At 59.4% G+C, this 21,413-nt stretch carries 20 protein-coding genes; 11 read left to right on the forward strand and 9 right to left on the reverse strand.

Annotation, left to right across the window (positions count from 1 at the left end; translation table 11 throughout):
- Nucleotides 1–121 precede the first annotated feature (121 nt).
- Together LJ738_RS20305 and LJ738_RS20310 are read right to left on the reverse strand one after the other, a co-directional pair.
- The gene (locus LJ738_RS20305) at nucleotides 122–661 is read right to left on the reverse strand and encodes a 2'-5' RNA ligase family protein (RefSeq protein WP_227788182.1); all 540 of its coding nucleotides are present in this window, start codon (nucleotides 659–661) and stop codon (nucleotides 122–124) included.
- Between the two features lie 6 nt (nucleotides 662–667).
- Nucleotides 668–1,240 carry a DUF1572 family protein gene (locus LJ738_RS20310; RefSeq protein ID WP_227788183.1) on the reverse strand — a complete coding sequence of 191 codons (573 nt, stop codon included), beginning with the start codon at nucleotides 1,238–1,240 and terminating at the stop codon, nucleotides 668–670.
- A gap of 171 nt (nucleotides 1,241–1,411) precedes the next feature.
- Here LJ738_RS20310 and LJ738_RS20315 point away from each other — a divergent pair, with 171 nt between their 5' ends.
- From LJ738_RS20315 to LJ738_RS20325, 3 genes are all read left to right on the forward strand, one after another.
- The gene (locus LJ738_RS20315; RefSeq protein WP_227788184.1) at nucleotides 1,412–4,102 is read left to right on the forward strand and encodes an AsmA family protein; all 2,691 of its coding nucleotides are present in this window, start codon (nucleotides 1,412–1,414) and stop codon (nucleotides 4,100–4,102) included.
- A gap of 113 nt (nucleotides 4,103–4,215) precedes the next feature.
- A complete protein-coding gene (locus LJ738_RS20320) occupies nucleotides 4,216–6,159 on the forward strand; it encodes an ABC-F family ATP-binding cassette domain-containing protein (protein WP_227788185.1) in 1,944 nt (647 codons plus the stop codon).
- Between the two features lie 100 nt (nucleotides 6,160–6,259).
- A complete protein-coding gene (locus LJ738_RS20325) occupies nucleotides 6,260–6,820 on the forward strand; it encodes a GNAT family N-acetyltransferase (protein WP_227788186.1) in 561 nt (186 codons plus the stop codon).
- 15 nt (nucleotides 6,821–6,835) lie between these two features.
- Here LJ738_RS20325 and LJ738_RS20330 read toward each other — a convergent pair whose 3' ends face one another.
- A complete protein-coding gene (locus LJ738_RS20330; RefSeq protein WP_227788187.1) occupies nucleotides 6,836–7,222 on the reverse strand; it encodes a DUF7793 family protein in 387 nt (128 codons plus the stop codon).
- A 232-nt stretch (nucleotides 7,223–7,454) separates the two neighbouring features.
- Here LJ738_RS20330 and LJ738_RS20335 point away from each other — a divergent pair, with 232 nt between their 5' ends.
- From LJ738_RS20335 to LJ738_RS20345, 3 genes are all read left to right on the forward strand, one after another.
- The gene (locus LJ738_RS20335) at nucleotides 7,455–8,795 is read left to right on the forward strand and encodes a type IX secretion system plug protein (RefSeq protein WP_227788188.1); all 1,341 of its coding nucleotides are present in this window, start codon (nucleotides 7,455–7,457) and stop codon (nucleotides 8,793–8,795) included.
- 102 nt (nucleotides 8,796–8,897) lie between these two features.
- On the forward strand, nucleotides 8,898–10,373 hold the full coding sequence (locus tag LJ738_RS20340) for a M48 family metalloprotease (RefSeq protein WP_227788189.1): 1,476 nt from the start codon (nucleotides 8,898–8,900) through the stop codon (nucleotides 10,371–10,373).
- A gap of 115 nt (nucleotides 10,374–10,488) precedes the next feature.
- A complete protein-coding gene (locus LJ738_RS20345; protein WP_227788190.1) occupies nucleotides 10,489–11,964 on the forward strand; it encodes a M48 family metalloprotease in 1,476 nt (491 codons plus the stop codon).
- A gap of 130 nt (nucleotides 11,965–12,094) precedes the next feature.
- Here LJ738_RS20345 and ychF read toward each other — a convergent pair whose 3' ends face one another.
- Together ychF and LJ738_RS20355 are read right to left on the reverse strand one after the other, a co-directional pair.
- On the reverse strand, nucleotides 12,095–13,195 hold the full coding sequence (gene ychF / locus LJ738_RS20350; RefSeq protein ID WP_227788191.1) for a redox-regulated ATPase YchF: 1,101 nt from the start codon (nucleotides 13,193–13,195) through the stop codon (nucleotides 12,095–12,097).
- 178 nt (nucleotides 13,196–13,373) lie between these two features.
- Nucleotides 13,374–13,742, reverse strand: coding sequence for a DUF3276 family protein (locus tag LJ738_RS20355; protein ID WP_227788192.1), 369 nt, complete (start codon nucleotides 13,740–13,742; stop codon nucleotides 13,374–13,376).
- Nucleotides 13,743–14,113: 371 nt separating this feature from the next.
- Between LJ738_RS20355 and LJ738_RS20360 the strand changes: the two genes are divergently transcribed.
- The 5 genes from LJ738_RS20360 to LJ738_RS20375 all read left to right on the forward strand — a co-directional run bounded on the left by LJ738_RS20360 (nucleotide 14,114) and on the right by LJ738_RS20375 (nucleotide 16,960).
- Nucleotides 14,114–15,031 (forward strand): DUF58 domain-containing protein, encoded by a 918-nt coding sequence (locus tag LJ738_RS20360; RefSeq protein WP_227788193.1) that lies wholly within the window; start codon nucleotides 14,114–14,116, stop codon nucleotides 15,029–15,031.
- 60 nt (nucleotides 15,032–15,091) lie between these two features.
- Nucleotides 15,092–15,319, forward strand: a complete 228-nt coding sequence (locus LJ738_RS20365) for a hypothetical protein (protein ID WP_227788194.1) — start codon at nucleotides 15,092–15,094, stop codon at nucleotides 15,317–15,319.
- 283 nt (nucleotides 15,320–15,602) lie between these two features.
- Nucleotides 15,603–16,067: a hypothetical protein gene (locus LJ738_RS20370; RefSeq protein ID WP_227788195.1), complete on the forward strand. Its 465-nt coding sequence runs from the start codon at nucleotides 15,603–15,605 to the stop codon at nucleotides 16,065–16,067.
- Nucleotides 16,068–16,192: 125 nt separating this feature from the next.
- Nucleotides 16,193–16,315 (forward strand): hypothetical protein, encoded by a 123-nt coding sequence (locus LJ738_RS21390; RefSeq protein ID WP_262907766.1) that lies wholly within the window; start codon nucleotides 16,193–16,195, stop codon nucleotides 16,313–16,315.
- 264 nt (nucleotides 16,316–16,579) lie between these two features.
- Complete coding sequence (locus tag LJ738_RS20375; protein ID WP_227788196.1) at nucleotides 16,580–16,960, forward strand: PH domain-containing protein; 381 nt, start codon at nucleotides 16,580–16,582, stop codon at nucleotides 16,958–16,960.
- Nucleotides 16,961–17,035: 75 nt separating this feature from the next.
- Here LJ738_RS20375 and LJ738_RS20380 read toward each other — a convergent pair whose 3' ends face one another.
- From LJ738_RS20380 to LJ738_RS20395, 4 genes are all read right to left on the reverse strand, one after another.
- Nucleotides 17,036–18,007, reverse strand: a complete 972-nt coding sequence (locus LJ738_RS20380; RefSeq protein ID WP_227788197.1) for a deoxyhypusine synthase family protein — start codon at nucleotides 18,005–18,007, stop codon at nucleotides 17,036–17,038.
- A 152-nt stretch (nucleotides 18,008–18,159) separates the two neighbouring features.
- The gene (gene hslV, locus LJ738_RS20385) at nucleotides 18,160–18,699 is read right to left on the reverse strand and encodes an ATP-dependent protease subunit HslV (RefSeq protein WP_227788198.1); all 540 of its coding nucleotides are present in this window, start codon (nucleotides 18,697–18,699) and stop codon (nucleotides 18,160–18,162) included.
- Nucleotides 18,700–18,825: 126 nt separating this feature from the next.
- Nucleotides 18,826–20,556: a pyruvate dehydrogenase complex dihydrolipoamide acetyltransferase gene (locus LJ738_RS20390; protein ID WP_227788199.1), complete on the reverse strand. Its 1,731-nt coding sequence runs from the start codon at nucleotides 20,554–20,556 to the stop codon at nucleotides 18,826–18,828.
- Between the two features lie 134 nt (nucleotides 20,557–20,690).
- Nucleotides 20,691–21,344 (reverse strand): histidine phosphatase family protein, encoded by a 654-nt coding sequence (locus LJ738_RS20395; protein WP_227788200.1) that lies wholly within the window; start codon nucleotides 21,342–21,344, stop codon nucleotides 20,691–20,693.
- Between the last annotated feature and the right edge of the window lie 69 nt (nucleotides 21,345–21,413).

The following is a 21,413-nucleotide window of genomic DNA, read 5'->3' on the forward strand; positions in this document are numbered from 1 at the left end:
ACGCAACCCTTGCCCTTCCCCCCAGCGGCCCCTTAGCCCATCGTTCCACCCATCGTGCAACGACGAGACGCGAAGTGTCGCGTCTCTACATCGTTCGGGCAGCCCGAATAATTAACTAAAATCAGGGCTTGCCCGTCAGCTCGAATACCTCTTCCCGCACAAACTGGTCGCCTTTTTTGCGCAGAATGGCCAGGTTGTTCACGTTGAGCCGCAGGTTGTAGGTTTCCTTGTTGAGATAGCCGAGCACGGGGCCGAGCAGGTCGGGCGTGGTGTCGTGCAGGGCCAGGGAAAGGTGCGGCAGCCAGCGGTCGGGGCTGTAGTAGCTGCTGGCCCGGCAGAGCGGGGCCGTCACGTCGAGCACGCGCTGGTGCAGCAGGTTCAGGTCGTTGGAGCGCAGCACCGGAATATAGATAACTGGGTTGCCGCCCGGAAATACGCCCAGCCCGGTGGTGTAAGCCGAGAACGGCGACGTGGTGGTGGCCACCTCTTGCAGCATGGCCTTGAGGTCGTTCAGGCGCCGGGTGCCGGTGAGCAGGTAGGTCAGGTGCGGGTCGGGCGTGTCCTGCACGTCGTCGAGGGCGAAACGGGTTTCCAGGCTCTTAACAATGCGGTTGATGCGCTTGGCGTTGGCGGGATTGAGCAGCGATGTGATGGCGAACATACCGGGCTAAACTGGAGAAGAGCCCTGCGGGTTGGCACGGAAGGGCATTTGCTGATTGAATTGCTCGCTCTGCCCCCGCGGAATGCTCAGGCTATGAAAGGCTTCGCCCCGAATGATTTTGGCCAGCTGCACTACCTGGCCCACGTGGTAAGCGTAGTGGCTCACCTGCCGCTGCACGGCCGCGAGCACGGTGTGGGCCTCGCCCCGAATGGTGACCGAGCGCAGCAAGTCGTCGGGCTGCAGCTGGTCGAGCAGCGTGAACAAAACCTGCCAGGCGGCTTCCCACTCTAATTTGAGCGCCGGAATATCAGCCACGCTTGTGGGCTCCTCGAATTCCTTATCGCGCTGGCGGTTGGGCTTTTCGCCATCCGTAGTCAGGAAATCGGTGAAGCGGGAGCGCAGATTGCCGGCCATGTGCTGCACGATGACGGCGGCACTGTTGCTGCCGTTCGCAGGCACGTGCAGCCACTCCGCATCGGTGATTTGGGCCAGGGCGCGGTCGGCCAGCGACTTGTAAGCCAGGAAGTTTTGACGGAAGGAGGCGAGCAGCGCCGCGCCAATGAAGTCTGGAGTAGGCATGGTCCAAAAGTAAGGAATATAGCTAGTTGAAAATAGGCAAACCGTTTGGCTCTCCCAAGCCTTTGATTTTAACTTACTGGTCGGGAAATCACCCGTCTCCGTCGGCTAAATGGTTCCGAGTTCAATCCTTGAGGGGCACTTTACCGTTATGCTAGCCTTGCCTTTGTACTCGTGTTAGAACCCCAAACTGCTGCCGATTCCGCTGCTGCCCCCTCCGCTCAGGGAGAAACGCCCGCCCCGCGGCCCCGTCGCTGGGTCCGCTGGCTGCTGGGCGCCGTAGCCCTGCTGGTGGTGCTGGTGCTGATAGCCCAGCAACTGCTGGACCCCTGGCTGCGCCGCACCCTTGAAAAGCAGGTTTCCGAGCAAACCCACGGCCAGTACCGGCTGCAGGTGGGCGAGCTGCACACCAGCCTGTTTGAGCGGGCCATTCGGCTGCGCGGCCTGCGCCTGCGGCCAGCCGCAGCGGTGGCCGATACCCTGCCCCGAATACGCCTCGACGTAGCCCAGCTCAACATTACCGGCGTGGGCCTACTGGCCCTGCTGCGCAAAAGCGTAGTGCCCATCGACAAGGTGGTGCTGGATTCGGCCCGAATTGAGGTGCTGGCCTTGGCCACTAAGCCTACTAAAAACGCCGACAAACCCTTGTATGAGCGACTTCTGCTCAAAATAAAGGGGTTACAAATTGGCTACCTGGGCCTGCTGCACACCCAAGGAAACTACCTCCCGGGTTCCGCAGAAACAGCTCAATTTAAACGAGCCGACCTGACGGCCCACGACTTGCTCATCAGCCCCGTCGGCGCCGCCGACTCCCAACGCCTGGGCTTCGCCACCGCCTGGGGCCTGCAGCTGCTTCAGGCCAAAGCCCAGCTGGCCGGTCACCGCCTCCACCTGGGCAGCCTGCAGCTGGCCACCGATAATCAGCAGTTGCAGCTCGATTCCGTTCGCATTCAGCCCAACGGCCCTAGCCAGCCCAATAATCCCCGCGTGGACCTGGTGCTCCAGCGCCTGCGCCTCACGGGCCTCAATGCCAAGGCCCTGCGGCAGCACCGGTTTGCGGCCGATTCGCTGCTGCTCCAGCGCCCCCGGCTCACATTCACACCCCCAGCCCAAACCCCGCCAAAAGGCTCAAAGCCCGGCTCAGAGTACTTGCAGCGCCTGGATTTAGCTCACCTTGCCGTGCGCCATGGCTTTCTGCGCGTGGCCGGCATTCCCCAGGCGCCGGTTATTCGCGGGATTGAGGTGGGCGCCACGGCCATTCATTTCGATGCGGCCGCCAAGCCGGATGCCCGCCGATTACTTTTTGCCAAGGCCTGGGACGTGGCCATAGGCAGAAGCCAGGCGACGATGGCCGCGCACGCCCTCACGCTGGGCAGTATGCACCTCTCCACCGCGGCGGGCACGTTTGGCCTGCGGGCGGTGCGCATTCGGCCACCAGCGCCGGGCCAGGGCAAGCCCGGGGGCGTGCGCGTCGACCTCACGCTGCCCAGCCTGGCCATCGCCGGACTCGATGCGGCCGCCTTGCAGCATCAGCACCATTTTCAGGCCAAGTCACTGGTGCTGAATGGCCCGCAGCTCAACTTCACGCCTCCCACCCAACCGCCGCCTCCGGTTTGGAAACTGCTGTCAACGTTTCTGCGCCGGTCCGATTTGGCCCTGCTGCGCGTGCAGCACGCCGATATGCAGATCGGCGGCCTGCGCCACTCGCCCGAAATCCACAACCTGAACGTCACCGGCCGGGCCATTCGCATCGATTCCCTGGCCGCGCTGGAGCCGCGCCGCATTGCCTATGCCCGGGCGTGGCAGGCCAATTCCGGCCTTATCGGGGCACCTTTCGACCCGCCCTACTACCGCGCCACCAGCCAGCACATGCGCCTAGACACCGATGCCAAAACCATGCGGTTTCAGGACATGGCCCTCACGCCGAAGTACTCGGCCGTGGGCATGAACCTGCACAAAGGCTACCAGGCCCCTTCCATCAAGATTAAGCTGGCAGCCCTGACGGCCAGCGGCCTGGATTTTGCCGCGCTGGTGCGCCGCCGCGATTTCCGGATTGCGCTGGTCACGGTTCAGAGTCCGTTGGTAAAAATCGCCTCCGACGGCCGCGGGCCCATCAACCCGAACCTGTCCAAGGTCACGGCCGAGAGCATGCGGCTGCTGAAGGTGATTGTGGATGTGCGGCGGCTCGACATCAAGGGCGGCAACCTGTATTCCATCTACCGCAGCCCGCTCACGCCTATCCCGGGCACGCTGAGCATCAACCGGTTTAATGGCAGCTTCTACAACCTGAGCAACGACCCCAAGCGCCAGACGCCCGCCACGCCCCTCACCGGCAAAGCCTATACCTACCTCCAAAACCAGTGCCGGCTCGATGCCCAGGTGTCGATGTACGTGCTCGACCCGCTGGGCCGCCACCGCGTGTGGGGCGCCTTCGGCCCCGGCCCGTTTTCCATGCTCAACGCCATGACCGTGCCCACGCGGCTGGTCAAATTCAAGAGTGGCAACGTGCAGCGGCTGCGGTTTGACCTGCACGCCGACCGCAAGCAGGTCACCGGCACGATGGTAACCGAATACACGGGCCTGCAAATGACCCTGCTCAGCTACAAGGAGGAAGAAGTGAAGAAGTCCCTGTTCAGCCGCATTAAGTCCAAGGCCGTCAATGTGATTGTCATTCGCGACGAGAACCCGCGCAAGGGCGGCAAAGTAGTGAGCGGCGAGATGACCTCGACCCGCGAGCCGCGCTTTTCGATGTTCACGCTTTGGCGCCAGGGCATGGTGAGCGGCCTGTTCAACAACGTGGGCGTGCCCCAGAAGCTGGCCCAAAAGCTGAGCGAAACCAAGGACGAGGGGCCGCTGCCCAAATAGCTCAGTCGGAGAATTTACGGGACGGTTCTGCTGTTAGCCCGTAGCGAGCCGGCGCTTTTAGGTGCCCGCCCCAACCCAGCGCCGTACCTTTGCGCCCGAATACCCCCGACCAGATGATTTCAATCTCCGACCTCGACTTCCACTTTGGCTCCCGCGCGCTGTACGACAACGCTAGTCTGCACATCAAACCCAAAGACAAAATTGGCCTGATTGGCCTCAACGGCACCGGCAAATCCACGTTGCTGCGCCTGCTGGTGGGCGAATACAAAGCCGACGGCGGCTCCATTTCGATGAGCAAGGAAGTAAGCCTGGGCTTCCTGAACCAGGACCTGCTCAGCTACGACACGCACGAGAGCATCCTGCACGTGGCCATGCAAGCTTTCGAGGAAGCCTTGGACCTGCAGAAAAAGATTGACGACATCCTGGTGCAGTTTGAAACCGACTACTCCGATGATTTGGTCGACAAGCTGGCCACCATGCAGGAGCGGTTTGAGGCACTAGGCGGCTACACCATGCAGTCGCGGGCCGAAGAAATTCTGGAAGGCCTGGGCTTCACCACCGAGGAGCTGGCCCGACCGCTCAAAACGTTCTCGGGCGGCTGGCGCATGCGCGTGATGCTGGCCAAAATCCTGCTTCAGCAGCCCTCTCTCCTGCTGCTTGACGAACCGACCAACCACTTGGACCTGCCGTCTATCAAGTGGATAGAAAACTACCTGGCCGACTACGAGGGCGCGGTTATTATCGTGAGCCACGACCGCGAATTCCTGGACCGCACCACCAACACGACGGTGGAAGTGACCGGCGGCAAGCTGGTGCCCTACGCCGGCAACTACTCCTACTACCTCGAAGAAAAAGAGGAGCGCAACCTGATTCAAAAGGGCGCTTTCGAAAACCAGCAGTCGCAGATTCGGGCCGCTGAGCGCTTCATTGAGCGCTTCAAGGCTAAGGCCAGCAAGGCCAAGCAGGCCCAGAGCCGCGTGAAGGCGCTGGATAAGCTGGAGCGCATCGAGGACGTGGCCAGCGACGCGGCCAAGATTAACATGAAGTTCCAGTTCAAGGTGGAGCCCGGCCGGCACATCCTGCGCATGGAGCACGTGATGAAGAAGTACGACCAGAAGTTGATTTTCCGCGACACCCACGTGCACATCGAGCGGGGCGACAAAATCGCGCTTATCGGCGCCAACGGCAAAGGCAAATCGACGCTCATGCGCCTGGTGGCCGGCACCGAAGCCCCCACCGACGGCAAGCACCAGCTGGGCCACAACGTCATCATGTCGTTCTACGCCCAGCACCAGCTCGAGTCGCTGACGATGGAGAACGAAATCATCCAGGAGATGCTGGAAGCCGGCTCCAAGCGCAGCGAAATGGAGCTGCGCTCGGTGCTGGGCTCGTTCCTGTTCACGGGCGAGGAAGTGTTCAAGAAAATCAAGGTGCTGAGCGGCGGCGAGAAAAGCCGCGTGGCCCTGGCCAAAACCCTGATTTCGGAAGCCAACTTCCTGCTGCTCGACGAACCGACCAACCACCTGGACATGGTGTCGGTAAACATCCTGATTCAGGCCCTGGAGCAGTACCAGGGCACGTTCATCGTCATCAGCCACGACCGGTTCTTCGTGGAGAACGTGGCCACCAAAATCTGGTACATCGAAGACTACCAGCTCAAGGAGTACCCCGGCACCTACGCCGAGTACGAGCAGTGGCAGGAAGACCGCGAGAAAGCCGCCAAGAAAGCCGGCCTGCCCAGCCCCTCGGCCCCCAAGCCCATGCCCAAGGTGGCGGAGGTCACCAAAAAGCAGCTTTCCGACACCGAGCGCCACGCCAACCAGCAGGAGCTCAAGAAAGCCGGAAAGGAGCTGCAGGAAGTGGAAACGCGCATCGCCGCGCTGGAAAAGGAGCTGGCCGTGTACGAAGCCCAACTGGCCGACCCCGCTATTTACTCCAACGCCGCGCAGCTCAAGGACGCGACGGTGAAGTTTGAAACGGTGAAGAAGGAGTTGAGCCAAATAAATACCAAGTGGGAGGCCTTGGCCGAGCGCGTGGAAGCCCTGGAGAAGGCCTAGCGCCTGCCCAAACCGTCAAGCACCTGCGCGGCATGGTTTACATGCCGCGCGGTTATAAATTTGGGCAAGGCCTCGCGAAGGCCTTGCCCAATTTCATTTTATGCTGACGGTCAACTTCACGCCTTTCCCCAAGCTCACCACGGAACGCCTCTGCCTGCGTCAACTCACGCCCGCCGACGCCCCGGCGCTCTTCGAGCTGCGCGCCGACCCGCGGGTGATGAAGTTTATACCGCGGCCCCCGGCTCAATCCGTGGCCGATGCCGTTGCATACATTGGCGTTGTGAACGAATGCGCTAGCAAAAATGAGCGCCTTACCTGGGGCATTGCCCTGCGCGCCGATGCGTCCCAGGTAATTGGCACCATTGGCTACGTGAGCTTTCAGCTAGAACACCACCGGGGCACCATTGGCTACATGCTCCACCCCAACTTTCAGGGCAAAGGCATGATGTCGGAAGCAGTAGCGGCCATTTTGGATTACGGCTTCGACGTGCTGAATCTGCACTCGATAGAAGCCATTGTGGACCCGCAGAATGTGGCCTCAGCTCAAGTGCTCAAGCGTAGCGGCTTTGTGCAGGAGGGCCACTTCAAAGAGAACGAATTCTGGGATGGCAAATACCTGGACACGCTTTATTTCTCGCTTCTGCGGCCCGGCAAGCACTAGCTTCAGGTAGGGTAATTACAGGTATTGCTGCAGCCATTCTTTGGCCAGCTTTTCGTCGGTAAAGCTTTTCATGGGATTAGGCGGCGCCTTAAGGGCAAACAGAATATTCATAATAAACTTTGCCAGGCCAGGCTTGGAAATCATGGCCATCGCCGAATAAATAAGCGGCAATTGTGCTGATGCAAATTTCCGGGTCTCTTTGCTCGGAATTGGGGAATTAGACAAATAAATCAACAGCGGGGCGCGCTTATTATTTGTGATTTCCTTTACGAGGGCAACGTTTTTGGAAATGTTTTCAACCGTTCGCTCAGGGCTTTTAGAAAGGGAAACCAAGATGCCCTCATCAAACCAGTAGGTTGCTATTTCGCCCTCAAAAACTTGCTTGTCTACTGGAAGTGTCATGCGGTAATTAATTATTGATCTAAAATTACACTTAGCTTAAAATTCAGCTCAATAATTAAATGGAGACTGCGGCAAAATCAAAATGCAGCAAGCCTCCCAAAACATAACAAATCTGCCGCTTTTAATTAAATAATTAAAAATGGCCCGGCCCAATTTGAGATTGATTGCATAGCCCCATTTGGCGTGACTTCGCGGCAAGCAGGCAAAACCCAGAAATCGTACCTTTCGGGCCATGCGCCTTTTTACTTACCTCGCCCTTCTCCTGGCTACGGCCTGCGTTCCCCTCGGCACCCCCATCACCGACCCCAACGCGGCTCGTGGCACTGCTGGCACCCAAAAGCCACCCGAGTATTACGCCGACAAAACCCTGCGCTACCAGGATTACACCTACTCGCCCGAGGTGCGCAGCGTGCAGTGCTACGTGGCCACCGGCCAGCCCAACGAGGTGTTTCAGCCGCCGGTGGTGCCATTGGGCCGCAGCCAGGCCATCACTTTGGAGTTTGACGTGCTGGGCGGGCAGAGCCAGCGCTACACCGCCAAGATGATTCACTGCGATGCCAACTGGCAGCCCTCGGTGCTGACGGACATGCAGTTTCTCAACGAGATAAACGAGTTTTTGATTACCGATTACCGGGTGGGCATTAACTCCAAGGTGCCGTACTTCCACTACCGGATGCGGGCGCCGGGCGTGAAACTGAGCGGCAACTACCTGCTGGTGGTGCAAAGCACGGGCGGCGTGCCAGTGGTGTCGCGCCGGTTGCTGGTGTATGAAAACCAGGTGCAGGTTGGCCTGCGTCCCGGCATTGTGATTGGCGGGCAGGAGCGCTACACTCTGCAGCAACTCGATTTTGGCATCAGCTACGCCTCCGTAGACCTGGTGAACCCGGCCGTGGAGGTAAAGGTGGTGCTGCGCCAGAACTTCCGCTGGGACAACGCCAAGTACAACCTGCGCCCCACGTTCGTGCGCGACGCCGAGCGCCGTCTCGAATACCAGTATTTCGCCTTCGAAAACGCCTTCCCCGGCCTGAGCGAGTACCGGTACTTCGACACCCGCTCGGTGCAGGCTGCCGGCATTGGGGTGCTGCACGTTGACCCCCGCGCCACGCCCGTGGCCGTGACCCTGCAGCCCGAAGCCTCGCGCAGCCAGCAGGCCTACAACCAGTACCAGGACGCCAACGGTCAGCGCGTGTTCGAAAGCCGCGAGTACGGCAACGGTGCCACCAATGCCGACTACGCCGACGTCACGTTTCAGCTCAAGGCCGACCAGCCCGCCCCGGGGCCCGTGTATGTGCTGGGCGCCCTCACCGACTGGCAGCTCAAAGACGAATTCAAGCTGGCCTACGACGAAGCCAAGAAACTCTACACCGGCCATGCCCTGCTCAAGCAAGGGTACTACAACTACGATTTTGCCGTGGCCGGCCCCCGCGGCACCGCCCCCAACGAAGTGTACTTTGAAGGCTCGCACCAGGAGACCGAAAACCAGTACGACCTCTTGGTGTACTACCGCCCGCCGGGTACCCGCACCGATTTGCTCATTGGCTACCAGACGGTGGACATGAACACCCGGCAATGAGCCTGCTGAACAACCCGTTGGGCCGGGCTGCGTTTGTACCCCTACAATTGGAAGCTCGCCTCTAGAGCCCCAATGGAGTCCCGCACTTCCCCTCCCACCCTTATGAAAACACGTCTGATTCAAGCCGTTGGCACGGCTGCGGTGCTCTTTTTTACCGGCTGCGCCACCAACCCCGTCACGGGCAAAAAAGAAGTGATGCTGGTATCCGAAGGCCAGGAACTGGCCATGGGCCAGCAGTCGGACCCGGCCGTGACGGCCCAAATGGGCTTGTACCCGGACAAAAAAATTCAGGCCTTCATTAATGAGAAGGGCAAAAAGATGGGGGCTATTTCGCACCGCCCCACCATCGAGTACCAGTTCCGGGTCGTCGACTCGCCGGTTATCAATGCTTTCGCCATCCCCGGCGGGTACGTGTATTTCACCCGCGGCATCATGGCGCACTTCAACAACGAAGCGCAGTTTGCCGGCGTGTTGGGCCACGAGATTGGGCACATCACGGCCCGCCACTCGGCCAAGCAGCAAACCAACTCCATTATTGGGCAAGTGGGCCTGATGGGGGCCATGATAGCCTCGCCCCGCCTGGCGCAGTTCGGCGACCAGGCCATGCAGGGCATGCAGCTGCTGTTTCTGAAATTCAGCCGCGACGACGAAAGCCAGGCCGATGGGCTGGGGGTGCAGTATTCTTCCAAAATCGGGTACGATGCCAGCCAGATGGCCGATTTTTTCCAGACCCTGGCGCGCGAGCAGGAGGCCAAAGGCGGCAGCGCCGTGCCCGACTTTCTCTCGACCCACCCCAACCCCGCCGACCGATACAACATTGTGCACCAGCTGGCCGACGAGTGGAAGCAACAGAACGGCAACCCCAAGCTGGCCATCAACCGCGACCAGTACCTGCGCCTCATCGACGGCATGGTGTACGGCGAAGACCCCAAGCAGGGCTTCGTGGAAAATAGCACGTTTTATCACCCCGACCTGAAATTCCAGATGCCGGTTCCCACCGGCTGGAAGCACCAAAACACGCCCCAGCAGTTCCAGATGGCTGACCCTGCCGGCAAAGCGCTGCTTATGCTGATGACAGCGCCCGGCGCCACGCTCGAAGAAGCGGCCCAGGCCCTGGCCAAGCAGCTCAGCCTGCAGCCCACCGAGTCGCGCCAGACCACCATCAACGGCTTCCCGGCCCTTGTATTCGTGGCCGACCAGGTGCAGCAGCAAGACCAGCAAACCGGGCAGCAGGCCGCCCAGCAAGCCCCGGGCGTGCGGGTGCTGGGCCATGTCATCCAGGACGGCAAAAGCATGTACGCGCTGCTGGGCGTATCGGCTCCGGCCGACTTTCCTGCTTACGCGCCGCAGTTCAGCAGCGTGGCCGAAGCCTTCCGGCGCCTCACCGACCCCGACAAGCTCAACCGCCAGCCCGAGCGCATCCGCGTCAAGAAGCTGGCCTTGCGCAGCAACCTCTCGCAGGCCCTCACCAGCAACGGCGTGCCCGAAAAGCGCCTCGAGGAAATGGCCATTCTAAACGGAATGCAGCTCAACGAGCAGGTGAATGCCGGCTCCCTGATTAAGGTGGTCGGAAAATAACTGGCACAGCTTTCGATAAAGCCTGAGCTGGCAGACCACGCAACCCTGCTTTCGGCCATGCGTTTGCAAGCTCATCAATGGCACTTCACCGGCACAGGCCGCTTTACTTATTCCCATGAACTTCTCTTTCCTTCACCCCCTTCGCACCGGAGCCGCTTTGCTTCTGCTGATCCCCTTGGCCAGCACGTCCAGCGTCACCAATTGGGCTGAACGCGGCCCGGCCAAGACCAGCCCAATTGCCAAGGCACCCACCGCCAGCCCCCTGCAAGGCGCCAAGCCCGACCCGGCCGTAATAGCCCAATTTGGCCTGTATAACAACGCCACCCTGCAAAAGCTCATCGATACCAAGGGCAAGCAGATGACCGCCGTGTCGGACCGCCCCGGCGACTACGGCTTCACCGTGGTCGATTCGCCGATTATCAACGCTTTTGCCACGCCCGATGGGCACGTGTACTTCACGCGCGGCATCATGGCGTATTTCAACGACGAAGCGCAGTTTGCCGGCGTACTCGGGCACGAGTTGGGCCACATCACCGCCCAGCACGGCAAAAAGCAGCAGACCCGGGGCACCATTGCCGGCATCGGAATGATACTGGGCTCGGTGCTGGCGCCGCGCGTTATGCAGTCGGTAGGCGGCGTAGCGCAGCAAGTCGTGGGCCTGGGCATGCTCAAATACAGCCGCAACGACGAGAACGAGGCCGACGGCCTGGGCGTGAAGTACTCCACCAAAATCGGCTACGACGCCAGCCACATGGCCGACTTCTTCCAGACCCTGCAGCGCACCGAGGCCCAGAGCGGCGCCGGGGGCATTCCCACCTTCCTCTCGTCTCACCCCAACTCGGCTGACCGCTATACCCGGGTGAAAAGCCTGGCAGCACAGGCCAAGCAGTCGGCGGGCCGCTCCACCTTCGCCGTCAACCGCGACCAGTACCTGCGGTCAATCGAAGGCTTGAACTACGGCGAAGACCCGCGCCAGGGCTTTGTAGAAAGCGGCGTGTTCTACCACCCCGACCTGAAGTTCCGCTTCCCCATTCCCTCGGGCTGGAAGTCGCAGAACTCGCCCGAGCAGTTCCAGATGGCCGAGCCGAACGGCAAAGCCCTGCTGGTGTTCCTCGGCGCTGGCAACACCAGCCTCGATGCCGCTGGCCAGGCCCTGGCCAAGCAAATTGGCCTGCAGTCGGCCAACGCCCAGAAAACCACCATCAACGGCTTCCCGGCCCTGGTGTTTGAAGGCGACCAGGCTGCTACGGACCAGCAGAGCACGCCCGCCCACGTATTGGCCCAACTCATCCAGGACGGCCAGAGCGTGTACGCGTTTGTGGGGCTAGCAGCCCCTGCTTCGTTCTCCACATATGCGCCGCAGTTCCAGCAGGTAGCTCAGGGCTACGCGCGCCTCACCGATGCGAGCAAGCTGAACCGCCAGCCCGAGCACATCCGCATCAAGACGGCAACTACTGCCACCACCCTGGCTTCGGCGCTCGCCGCCAATGGCATCCCCTCAAAACGGTACGAAGAGTTAGCCATCCTCAACGGCATGAAAACCACCGACCGCCTGAGCAAAGGCATGTTATATAAAGTGGTGGGTAAATAAACCACAGATAGGCGCAGATTTAACAGGCTTTATAGCTAGTTGACCGCTCTAGAAGAACGAAAAAAGGCTTGCCAAATGGCAAGCCTTTTTTGATGAGCAGAACATCCACGGAATCCGTGAAATCCGCGGTTTAGACGTTGAAGCGGAAGTGCATTATGTCGCCATCCTGCACCACGTAGTCTTTGCCTTCCACGGCCATTTTGCCGGCTTCTTTGATTTTGACTTCGGTCTTATACTCCTGGTAATCCGGGAGCTTGATAACCTCGGCCCGGATAAAGCCCTTCTCGAAATCGGAGTGGATAACGCCAGCCGCGGCCGGTGCTTTGTCGCCGCGGTGGATGGTCCAGGCGCGTACTTCCTGCACGCCGGCGGTGAAGTAGGTAATTAGGTTGAGCAGCTCGTAAGACGCCCGAATCAGCTTGTTCAAGCCGGACTCGGTGAGGCCGTATTCGCCCAGGAACATGGCCTTTTCCTCGGGGTCTTCCATCTCGGCAATCTGCGCTTCGATGGCCGCCGACACCAGCACCACCTGGGCGCCTTCGGCTTTCACGTGCTCGCGCAGGGCGGCCACGTGGTTGTTGCCGTTGGTGGCAATGCTGGCTTCGTCCACGTTGGCCACATAAATCACGGGCTTGATGGTGAGCAGCTGCAGGTCGGCCACGGCTTCCAGCTCATCGGGCGTGGCCTGGATGGCGCGGGCGTTCTGGCCGGCTTCCAAGGCATCCTTGAAACGCTGCAATACAGCTACTTCCTTCTTGGCCACGGCGTCGCCGCCCTTGGCGCTGCGCTCCGATTTCACCAGCTTCTTGTCCACGCTCTCCAGGTCCTTAATCTGGAGCTCGGTGTCGATAACGTCTTTGTCGAACACGGGGTCGACGCCGCCGGCTACGTGCACGATGTTGGGGTCGTCGAAGCAGCGCACCACGTGAATGATGGCGTCTACCTCGCGGATGTTGGCCAGGAATTTATTGCCCAGGCCTTCGCCTTTGCTGGCGCCCTTCACGAGGCCGGCAATGTCGACAAACTCGATGATGGTGGGCAGCACGCGCTTGGGGTTCACGAGGCTTTCCAGAATCTGGAGCCGCTCGTCGGGCACGGTGATTACGCCCACGTTGGGCTCAATGGTGCAAAAAGGGTAGTTGGCCGATTCGGCCTTGGCGTTCGAAAGCGCGTTGAAAAGAGTGGATTTACCGACGTTCGGCAAGCCGACGATACCGCAGCGGAGGCCCATTACTTGGAATTATGAGTTGTGAGTTATGAATTATGAGTTGACACAATTCGGCCGCAAAGGTACGGCTTGCAGCAACGCAAAACGGCGCGAACCAACCGAAGTCTGTTCGCGCCGCTGGAATGGCCTAAAAAGTTAACCACTACGGGTTAGTCATTAATCATCCCTTATTAGCAGGTATTTAGTAGTTGTCGTCGCTCTTGTTCGGGTCGAATGCGGGCCGGTCGAAGTCCTGGCGCGGCTTGTCGCGGTCGTCAAAATCGCGGGGGCGGTCGAGCTCCGCTACTTCCTCGGCGGTTAGCAGCTCTTCGCGCACGTAGTCCACCGCGTCCTGCAGGGCATCCACAAACTTGAGGAAGTCTTCCTTGTAGAGAAAGATTTTATGTTTTTCGTACGACACCGAATCATCGCCGTTCATGCGGCGCTTGCTCTCAGTGATGGTCAGGTAGTAGTCCTGGCCACGGGTGGCTTTCACGTCGAAGAAATACGTGCGCTTGCCGGCTTTTATGCGTTGGGAGTAAATTTCTTCCTGTTCGTGACGGTCGTCCACGGGATGGGGTTTTGGTATGAGTTGGAAATAAAGCCGGTCGGTTAATTGTCGGGCTAACTTACGAAGGTTGAGCCAAAGGTAAACGCTGGGGTAAGGGTTGTTGTTAATTAGATTGAGTAGATAGAGCCTCATACTAATTAGGAAGTACGTCGTGCTGAGCAGAATCGAAGCGTTTCTGCCTCATTATTAGCTCAATTGCCATTCAAAATTCGGCTGTCATGCGGAGGTGGGTAGCATCGTCTTGCGAAGCATCTTGTCACCGCTGAACGAGTCGTGCTGACGTGATAAGATGCTTCGCGGGCTCAGCATGACAGACGCCAGCTCAACTTGCCGTTCTTTATATTTCCAACTGCGCCACTACCACCCCCGCCATGCCCCTCGACCTCGCCGCCGTCCGCTCTTTTGAAAACCTCGAATTCCTGGCCCGCCAGCTCGTCGATGGCTTCATTACCGGATTGCACCAGTCGCCCTACCACGGGTTTTCGGTCGAGTTTTCGGAGCACCGCCTCTACAACCCCGGCGAGAGCACGCGCCACATCGACTGGAAAGTATACGCCCGGACCGATAAGCTTTTTGTGAAGCGCTACGAGGAGGAAACCAACCTGCGGGCCCACCTCCTGCTCGATGTTAGCCCCAGCATGTACTACCCCGCGCCAGGCTACGACAAGCTGAAGTTCAGCATTCTGGCCGCCGCGGCACTGACCACCCTGCTCACCCGCCAGCGCGACGCCGTGGGCCTCGTCACCTTCGCCGAAACCGTGGAGCTACAAACGCCGGTGCGCTCCACCAGCACCCACCGCCACACGCTGCTGCTGGCCCTGCAGCAGCTGCTGGAGCGCCCACCGGCTCCCAAAACCGTGCGAGGCACCGACGTGGCCGGCACCATCCACGCCATCGCCAAGCAGATTCCCAAACGCTCGCTCGTCATCATTTTCAGCGACATGCTGGGCCGCAGCACCGCCGACCAGGACGCCGCCCTGGCGGCCCTCCAACACCTCAAGCACCAGCACCACGAGGTACTGCTTTTCCACGTGCTCGACCGCTCCACCGAAGCCGACTTTGATTTCGCCGAGCGGCCCTACATCTTCGAAGACGTAGAAACCGGCCTGGAAATCAAGCTGCAGCCCTCCCAAATCAAAGAGCAGTACCAGGCCGCCATGACGGCCTACGAGCAGGAGCTGGCCCTGCGCTGCGGCCAGCTGCGCATCGATTTTGTGCCCGTAGACGTGCGCGAGCCTTTCGAAAAAGTGCTCTACGCCTACCTGGTGAAGCGCGGCAAAGTGCGCTAAAGCAGCTCAACCTCCCGCCTTCGCCACGCGTGTATTCATAACTTATTCTCCAGCCGGCCCGTGTTTCTGATAGACACCTTAATCATCTTCGTCGTCGGCTCGCTGGTCTTTGCGCCCATCACCGGTTACATCGCCGCCAGCCACGGCCGGTCGTTTTGGCGCTGGTTTGGGCTGGGCATTGTCCTGCCCTTCTTTTCGGTATTCGTGGCGCTTTTTGTCGCCGTTCGCACCCAGCTGGCCGAGAAAAAAGAAGCCGGGGACTTGCCCAAGCCACCCGTTGCTGATTAGCTCAACCTTACCTTTGCGGGTAGCGCTATGCTGCTATAGTTGCAATTGAAGCCCTTATCGTTATCTGCTAGTGCTATCCTCTTGCGGCATAAAGGGCTTTTAACCACGGCCGTTAATGCTAACGTTGTTTTGGCACAGGATGCACATTGGCCTACATATCTTTATTCGTGATTATGTTCGTGGTGCTCCGCGACGAGAAAAAGCGACTCTTTCAACCTGCTGCTTCATCCGCGTGTTGCTCCGCTGCCCTCGCTTCTAATTCCCATCACCTTTTTTCGCTTTCATGTCGGCTTATTCCGTTCTGCTCGTTCTTCACTCCTGGTCCCGCTGGTTTGTAATTCTATTTGGCCTCATCGCCATTTACCGCGCCTACGTGGGCTGGACTGGACGCCGCCGCTTCCTGAGCGCCGATAACGGCATGGGCGCCAGCTTCTCGGGCTTTATGTGGCTGCAGGTGCTCATCGGCTTTGGCCTGTACTTCGGCCTCAGCCCCTGGGGCCTCAACGCCATGAAGCAGGCCGGCGCCATGAAAGACCCCACGGCCCGCTTTTTCGGCATGGAGCACGTGGCCGTGATGATTCTGGCCGCCATTCTGGCCCAAGTGGGGCGCATCGCCGTGAAAAAGACGTCCGACGATACCCTCAAGCACAAGAAGGCTTTCACCTACTTCGGCATTGCCCTGCTGCTGGTGCTACTCATGATTCCGTGGGGAATTTGGAACCCAGCCCGACCGTTATTTCGATTTTAAATACTAAGTTTGAATCGCTGCGTATAATCCGCAGGCGTCCCGCTATTTTGCTCGCTATTCTATCTAATGTTTGCCCCGTGTCCACCGCGCCGAAACGTTGCTATTCTGTAGAGGACTTCTCTGAATTGATAAACTCTCGCCTTCAGGAAATTGAAGGCCAGAAAGAAGCCCAGCAGCGTTACGGCAGTTTGCTGGCGGTGCTCCGGCAGCAGGTAGATTCTTACCGCCAGCGCCGGACGCGCAAGTAGCCAATTAACTCCGGGCTCAACGCCCTGAACTTAACCATAAGACATAAAAAAAGCCTGCTGGAGAGTGTCCGGCAGGCTTTTTTTTATGTCTTATAATGCTCCAGAAGCTCATTGGCGCAAAAGCTACTTGGGAGCATCGTTACGCTGATTGGTATGCCCTTCAGATTGATTTTTTGGGAAGGCCCACGCAGCAATTCAGGAATGTCCGAAACCCAATTCGACTAATTTCTTTATACTTACGGGCACCTCTGAATTATTTCCACCATGGGCTTTTTCTCTGCAATACTGGGCAACGCGGGCGTTGTCCAACCCGCTGAACTACACAGCGAATACGGCGCACTACTCGCTGACAATGAATCCATTGAAATCGGCTTCAAGCTGGTGCGCGACGTCTTTATCTTCACCAATAAAAGGCTGATTCTGGTTGAAAAACAGGGCCTTACGGGTAAAAAGACAGAATACCTTTCGATTGCCTACAAAAGCATTTCCCGGTTTGGCATTGAAACCGCTGGCCATCTGGACCTGGACGCCGAATTGAAAATCTGGGTATCGAGCGAGGCACAACCCAGCATCATCCGCAAATTCGACAGCCAAGTCAATATCTACGACGTGCAAAAGGTCCTGGCTCAACACGTGTTGGGCTAGCCGTCCAGCATTAAAATCCAAAAAGCCCCTGCTGAATATCAGCAGGGGCTTTTTGGATTAACTAATCAGGCGCAATTACTGCCCCAGCACAATGGCAAATACCAGCGGCGCTACGATGGTAGCGTCCGATTCGATGATGTATTTCGGCGTGTGCTCGCCCAGCTTGCCCCAGGTGATTTTCTCGTTGGGCACGGCGCCGGAGTAGCTGCCGTAGCTGGTGGTGGAGTCCGAAATCTGGCAGAAGTAGCCCCACAGTGGCACTTCGTGGCGGCCAAGGTCCTGGTGCAGCATGGGCACCACGCAGATGGGGAAGTCACCGGCAATGCCGCCACCAATCTGGAAGAAGCCCACCTTGCTGTCGTCGGTGGCCTGGGCGGTGTACCAGTCGGCCAAGTACATCATGTACTGGATGCCGGTGCGCATGGTGTGCACATTTTTCACGTCGCCGGTCATTACGTGGCCGGCGTAGATGTTGCCGAGCGTGGAGTCTTCCCAGCCCGGGCAGATGATGGGCAGGTTTTTCTCGGCCGCGGCCAGCATCCAGGAGTTTTTGGGGTCAATCTGGTAGTACTGCTCCAGCTCGCCCGAGAGCAGAATCTGGTAGAAGAATTCGTGGGGGAAGTACGACTCGCCGGCCTTGTCGGCCTTTTCCCAGAACTTGAGCACGGTGTGCTCGATGCGGCGCATGGCCTCTTCTTCGGGGATGCACGTGTCGGTCACGCGGTTCATGTGGCGCTTGAGCAGCGCGGTTTCGTCGGCGGCGGTTAGGTCGCGGTAGTGCGGCACCCGCTCGTAGAAATCGTGGGCCACGAGGTTGAAGATGTCCTCCTCCAGGTTAGCGCCGGTGCAGCTGATGATTTGCACCTTGTCCTGCCGAATCAGCTCGGCCAATTGGATGCCCAGTTCGGCAGTGCTCATGGCGCCAGCCAGGGTTATCATCATTTTGCCACCATCGGCCAAGTGCTTGTTGTAGCCGTCGGCAGCGTCGATGAGCGCGGCGGCGTTGAAGTGGCGGAAGTGGTGGCGAAGGAAGTTGGTTACTTGCATGTGGGGTGGGTTATTGTCTGTATTATTTGAACGTCATGCTGAGCTTGTCGAAGCATCTCGCTTGCTGTAGTAATCACTGCAATTGCAGCGAAGCGAGCGAGATGCTTCGACAAGCTCAGCATGACGTTCCTTTTCGGTTGTTGAATTTCAACCTATACTGGCTGCTCAATCATGAGGTTATGATTGGTGTAAATGCAGATGTCGGCGGCAATGTGGAGGGCATCTTCCACCATTTGGCGCGCCGACAGGTGCGGGGCGTGTTTCTTGAGGGCCAGCGCGGCGGCTTGGGCATACATGGCGCCGCTGCCAATGGCCGCCACGTCGGAGTCGGGCTCTAGTACGTCGCCGGTGCCGCTAAGGATGAGCAGTTCGTCCTTGTCGGCCACCACCATCATGGCTTCCAGCTTGCGCAGGTACTGGTCTTTGCGCCATTCCTTGGCTAGCTCAATGGCGGCGCGCTTGAGGTTGCCGCCGTAGCCGTTCAGCTTTTCGTCGAACTTATCAAGCAGCATAAAGGCATCGGCCGTGGAGCCGGCGAAGCCCGTAACCACTTTGCCGTCTTGCAGTTTGCGGATTTTACGCACGTTGCTCTTAGCCACATGCTTGTCCATGGTGGCCTGCCCGTCGGCGCCGAGGGCAATTTCTCCGTTGTGGCGAACGCCGAGGACGGTAGTTGAGCGAATTCTGGTCATTGGATTCGGTAAAATGTAGGGGCGGGGCTTGTCCCCGCCCGTCGTTGAACGGAATTGAACAGGGAATGCCTCATTCAATCGTTCAACGACGGGCGGGGACAAGCCCCGCCCCTACTTCAGTTAAAATCAAATCAGCATGCGCATGGGGTCTTCCAGCAGGCCTTTCAGGGTCTGGAGGAAGGCGGCGCCGGTGGCGCCGTCCACCACGCGGTGGTCGCAGCTCAAGGTCACCTTCATGATGTTGCCGACCACAATCTGGCCGTCCTTCACGATGGGCGTCTGCTTGATGCCGCCGACGGCCAGGATGCAGGCATCGGGCGGGTTGATGATGGCCGTGAATTCGTCGATGCCGAACATGCCCAGGTTCGAGATGGTGAAGGTGCTGCCCTCCCACTCGGCGGGCTGCAGCTTCTTGCTCTTGGCTTTACCAGCCAATTCTTTTACCTCAGTGGCGATTTGCGAGAGGCCTTTCTGGTCGGCGTTGCGAATCACGGGCACCAGCAGGCCTTCGTCCACGGCCACGGCCACGCCGATGTTGATGAGCTTGTTCTGGCGGATGCGGTCGCCGAGCCACGAGGAGTTTACCACCGGGTGCTGGCGCAGGGCCACGGCTGCCGATTTCAGCACCAGGTCATTAAACGACAGCTTGATGGGCGACAGCTCATTCAAGCGCACGCGGGCTTCCATGGCCTTGTCCATGTTGATTTCCATCGTGAGATAGAAATGTGGAGCCGTGAACAAGCTTTCCGAGAGGCGCTTGGCAATCACCTTGCGCATCTGCGATACGGGCGTATCGGTGTAGGTGCCTTCGGTGGCAGCCGGCGCGCTGGGAGCCGCTTGTGGCGCGGCAGCCGGAGCGGCGGTTGGGCTGGGAGCGGCGGCCGGAGCAGCTTGCGGCGCGGGAGCAGCCGAGGGCTGGAAGTTCTCCACGTCGCGCTGCACAATGCGGCCGTTGTCGCCGGACCCCACTACCTGGGCCAGGTTGATGCCTCTCTCCTTTGCAATGCTCTTGGCCAGCGGCGAGGCCAAGATGCGGCCACCGGTTGCGGCGGCTTGGGTTGGAGCTGCGGCAGCGGGTTGGGCTGCCGGGGCGGCTGCGGCAGCGGCGGGTGCGGCCGGAGCTTCAGCAGCCTTGGGGGCTTCGGGGGCTGGTGCTGCAGCAGCACCGCCACTTTGGCCACCCAGCAGGGCTTGAATGTCGGCACCTTCTTCGCCGATGATGGCTAGGATGCCGTCGACGGGCACGGCTTCGCCGGCTTTGGGGCCGGTGTAGAGCAGGGTCCCGTCTTCGTAGTTCTCCAGCTCCATCGTGGCCTTGTCGGTCTCGACTTCGGCCAAGATATCACCGGACTTTACTTTATCGCCTACTTTCTTGAGCCAGGAGGCAATGGTGCCCTCGGTCATCGTGTCGCTCATTTTGGGCATGCGCACCACGGTGGCTTTCTTGCCGTTGGCAGGCGCGGCCGGAGCTGCGGCAGCGGGCGCAGGAGCCACGGCGGGGGCTGCTTGTGGGGCGGCCGCTGCGGGAGCCGGGGCTGGAGCGGCCTCGGGCTTGGGAGCTTCGGCAGCGGGTGCGCCTCCGCCTTGGGCCTGGGCCAGCAGGGCCGAGAAATCTTCGCCTTCCTTGCCCACAATGGCCAGAACGCCGTCTACTACTACCGATTCTTTTTCCTTCGGCCCGATGTAGAGCAAGGTGCCGTCTTCGTAATTCTCCAGCTCCATGGTCGCCTTGTCGGTTTCGACTTCGGCCAGGATATCACCGGATTTAACTTTATCACCCACTTTCTTGAGCCAGGCCGCGATGGTCCCTTCGGTCATCGTGTCACTCATTTTGGGCATTTTTATGATTTCGGCCATCGGGTTTGTCGCGCTTGAATTGAGGAGGCCAAAATTAGCCCGAAAAGTTGGGCAGACAATTCCTGTATTGTTGCGAATAACATCCGCCTGGATTTTTAGGATTGCCGGACAATTCCCGACGCTCATCCTGGCATTTAAGCCGGCACCTGCAGATGCGATACGTCCAGAAAATTCTTAACGGTGAACACGGAGCCGGTATACTCCAGCTTATAGAGGCATAAGTTACTGTGCTCGAAGCCTTCCATGTAGCTGAGCGGGTAGTTGAGCAGCTGGCAGAGCATCACGCGCATGGCCCGGCCGTGCATGCAGACGAGCACCGTTTGCTCCTCTTCCCGGGATTTGAGCAACTCAATAAACGGACGTTGGCGGGCGGCTACTTCCTCGGGACTTTCGCCCCCGGTGAGGCGGGCGTGGGTGTCGCCGGCAGCCCAACCCGCGAGCACCTGGCGGTATTCGGCGTCTTCGTCCATGGTAATGCGGGTGCCTTCGCGCACGCCCCAGCTGATTTCGTTCAGGCCGGCGTGGGATTCGTGCGGCAGGCCCAGGTCCAGGAATTGCTGCACCGACTCGTGCGTGCGCCGCAGGGCCGAGGTGTAGATTTTATCGAAGGGCATGTGCTTGTAGGCCTCGAAAAACTGCGCGGCCTGGCGCCGGCCGGTATCGTTCAGGCTCGAATCGACGCCACTGCCCTGCACTATGCCCTGCACGTTGTAGTCGGTTTGGCCGTGGCGCAACAGAAAGATGGTCCGGGCCTTCACGTTGAGTGGTAGTTTTGCGTGAACATGCATCAACAATACGCCAGAGTACGGGGTTTTAACCCCGGCCGTTGGCCGTTATCCTCACAAATTGCGGCGAGC

Source organism: Hymenobacter plasmatis (assembly GCF_020711255.1).
In the GTDB taxonomy this organism is placed as follows: domain Bacteria; phylum Bacteroidota; class Bacteroidia; order Cytophagales; family Hymenobacteraceae; genus Hymenobacter.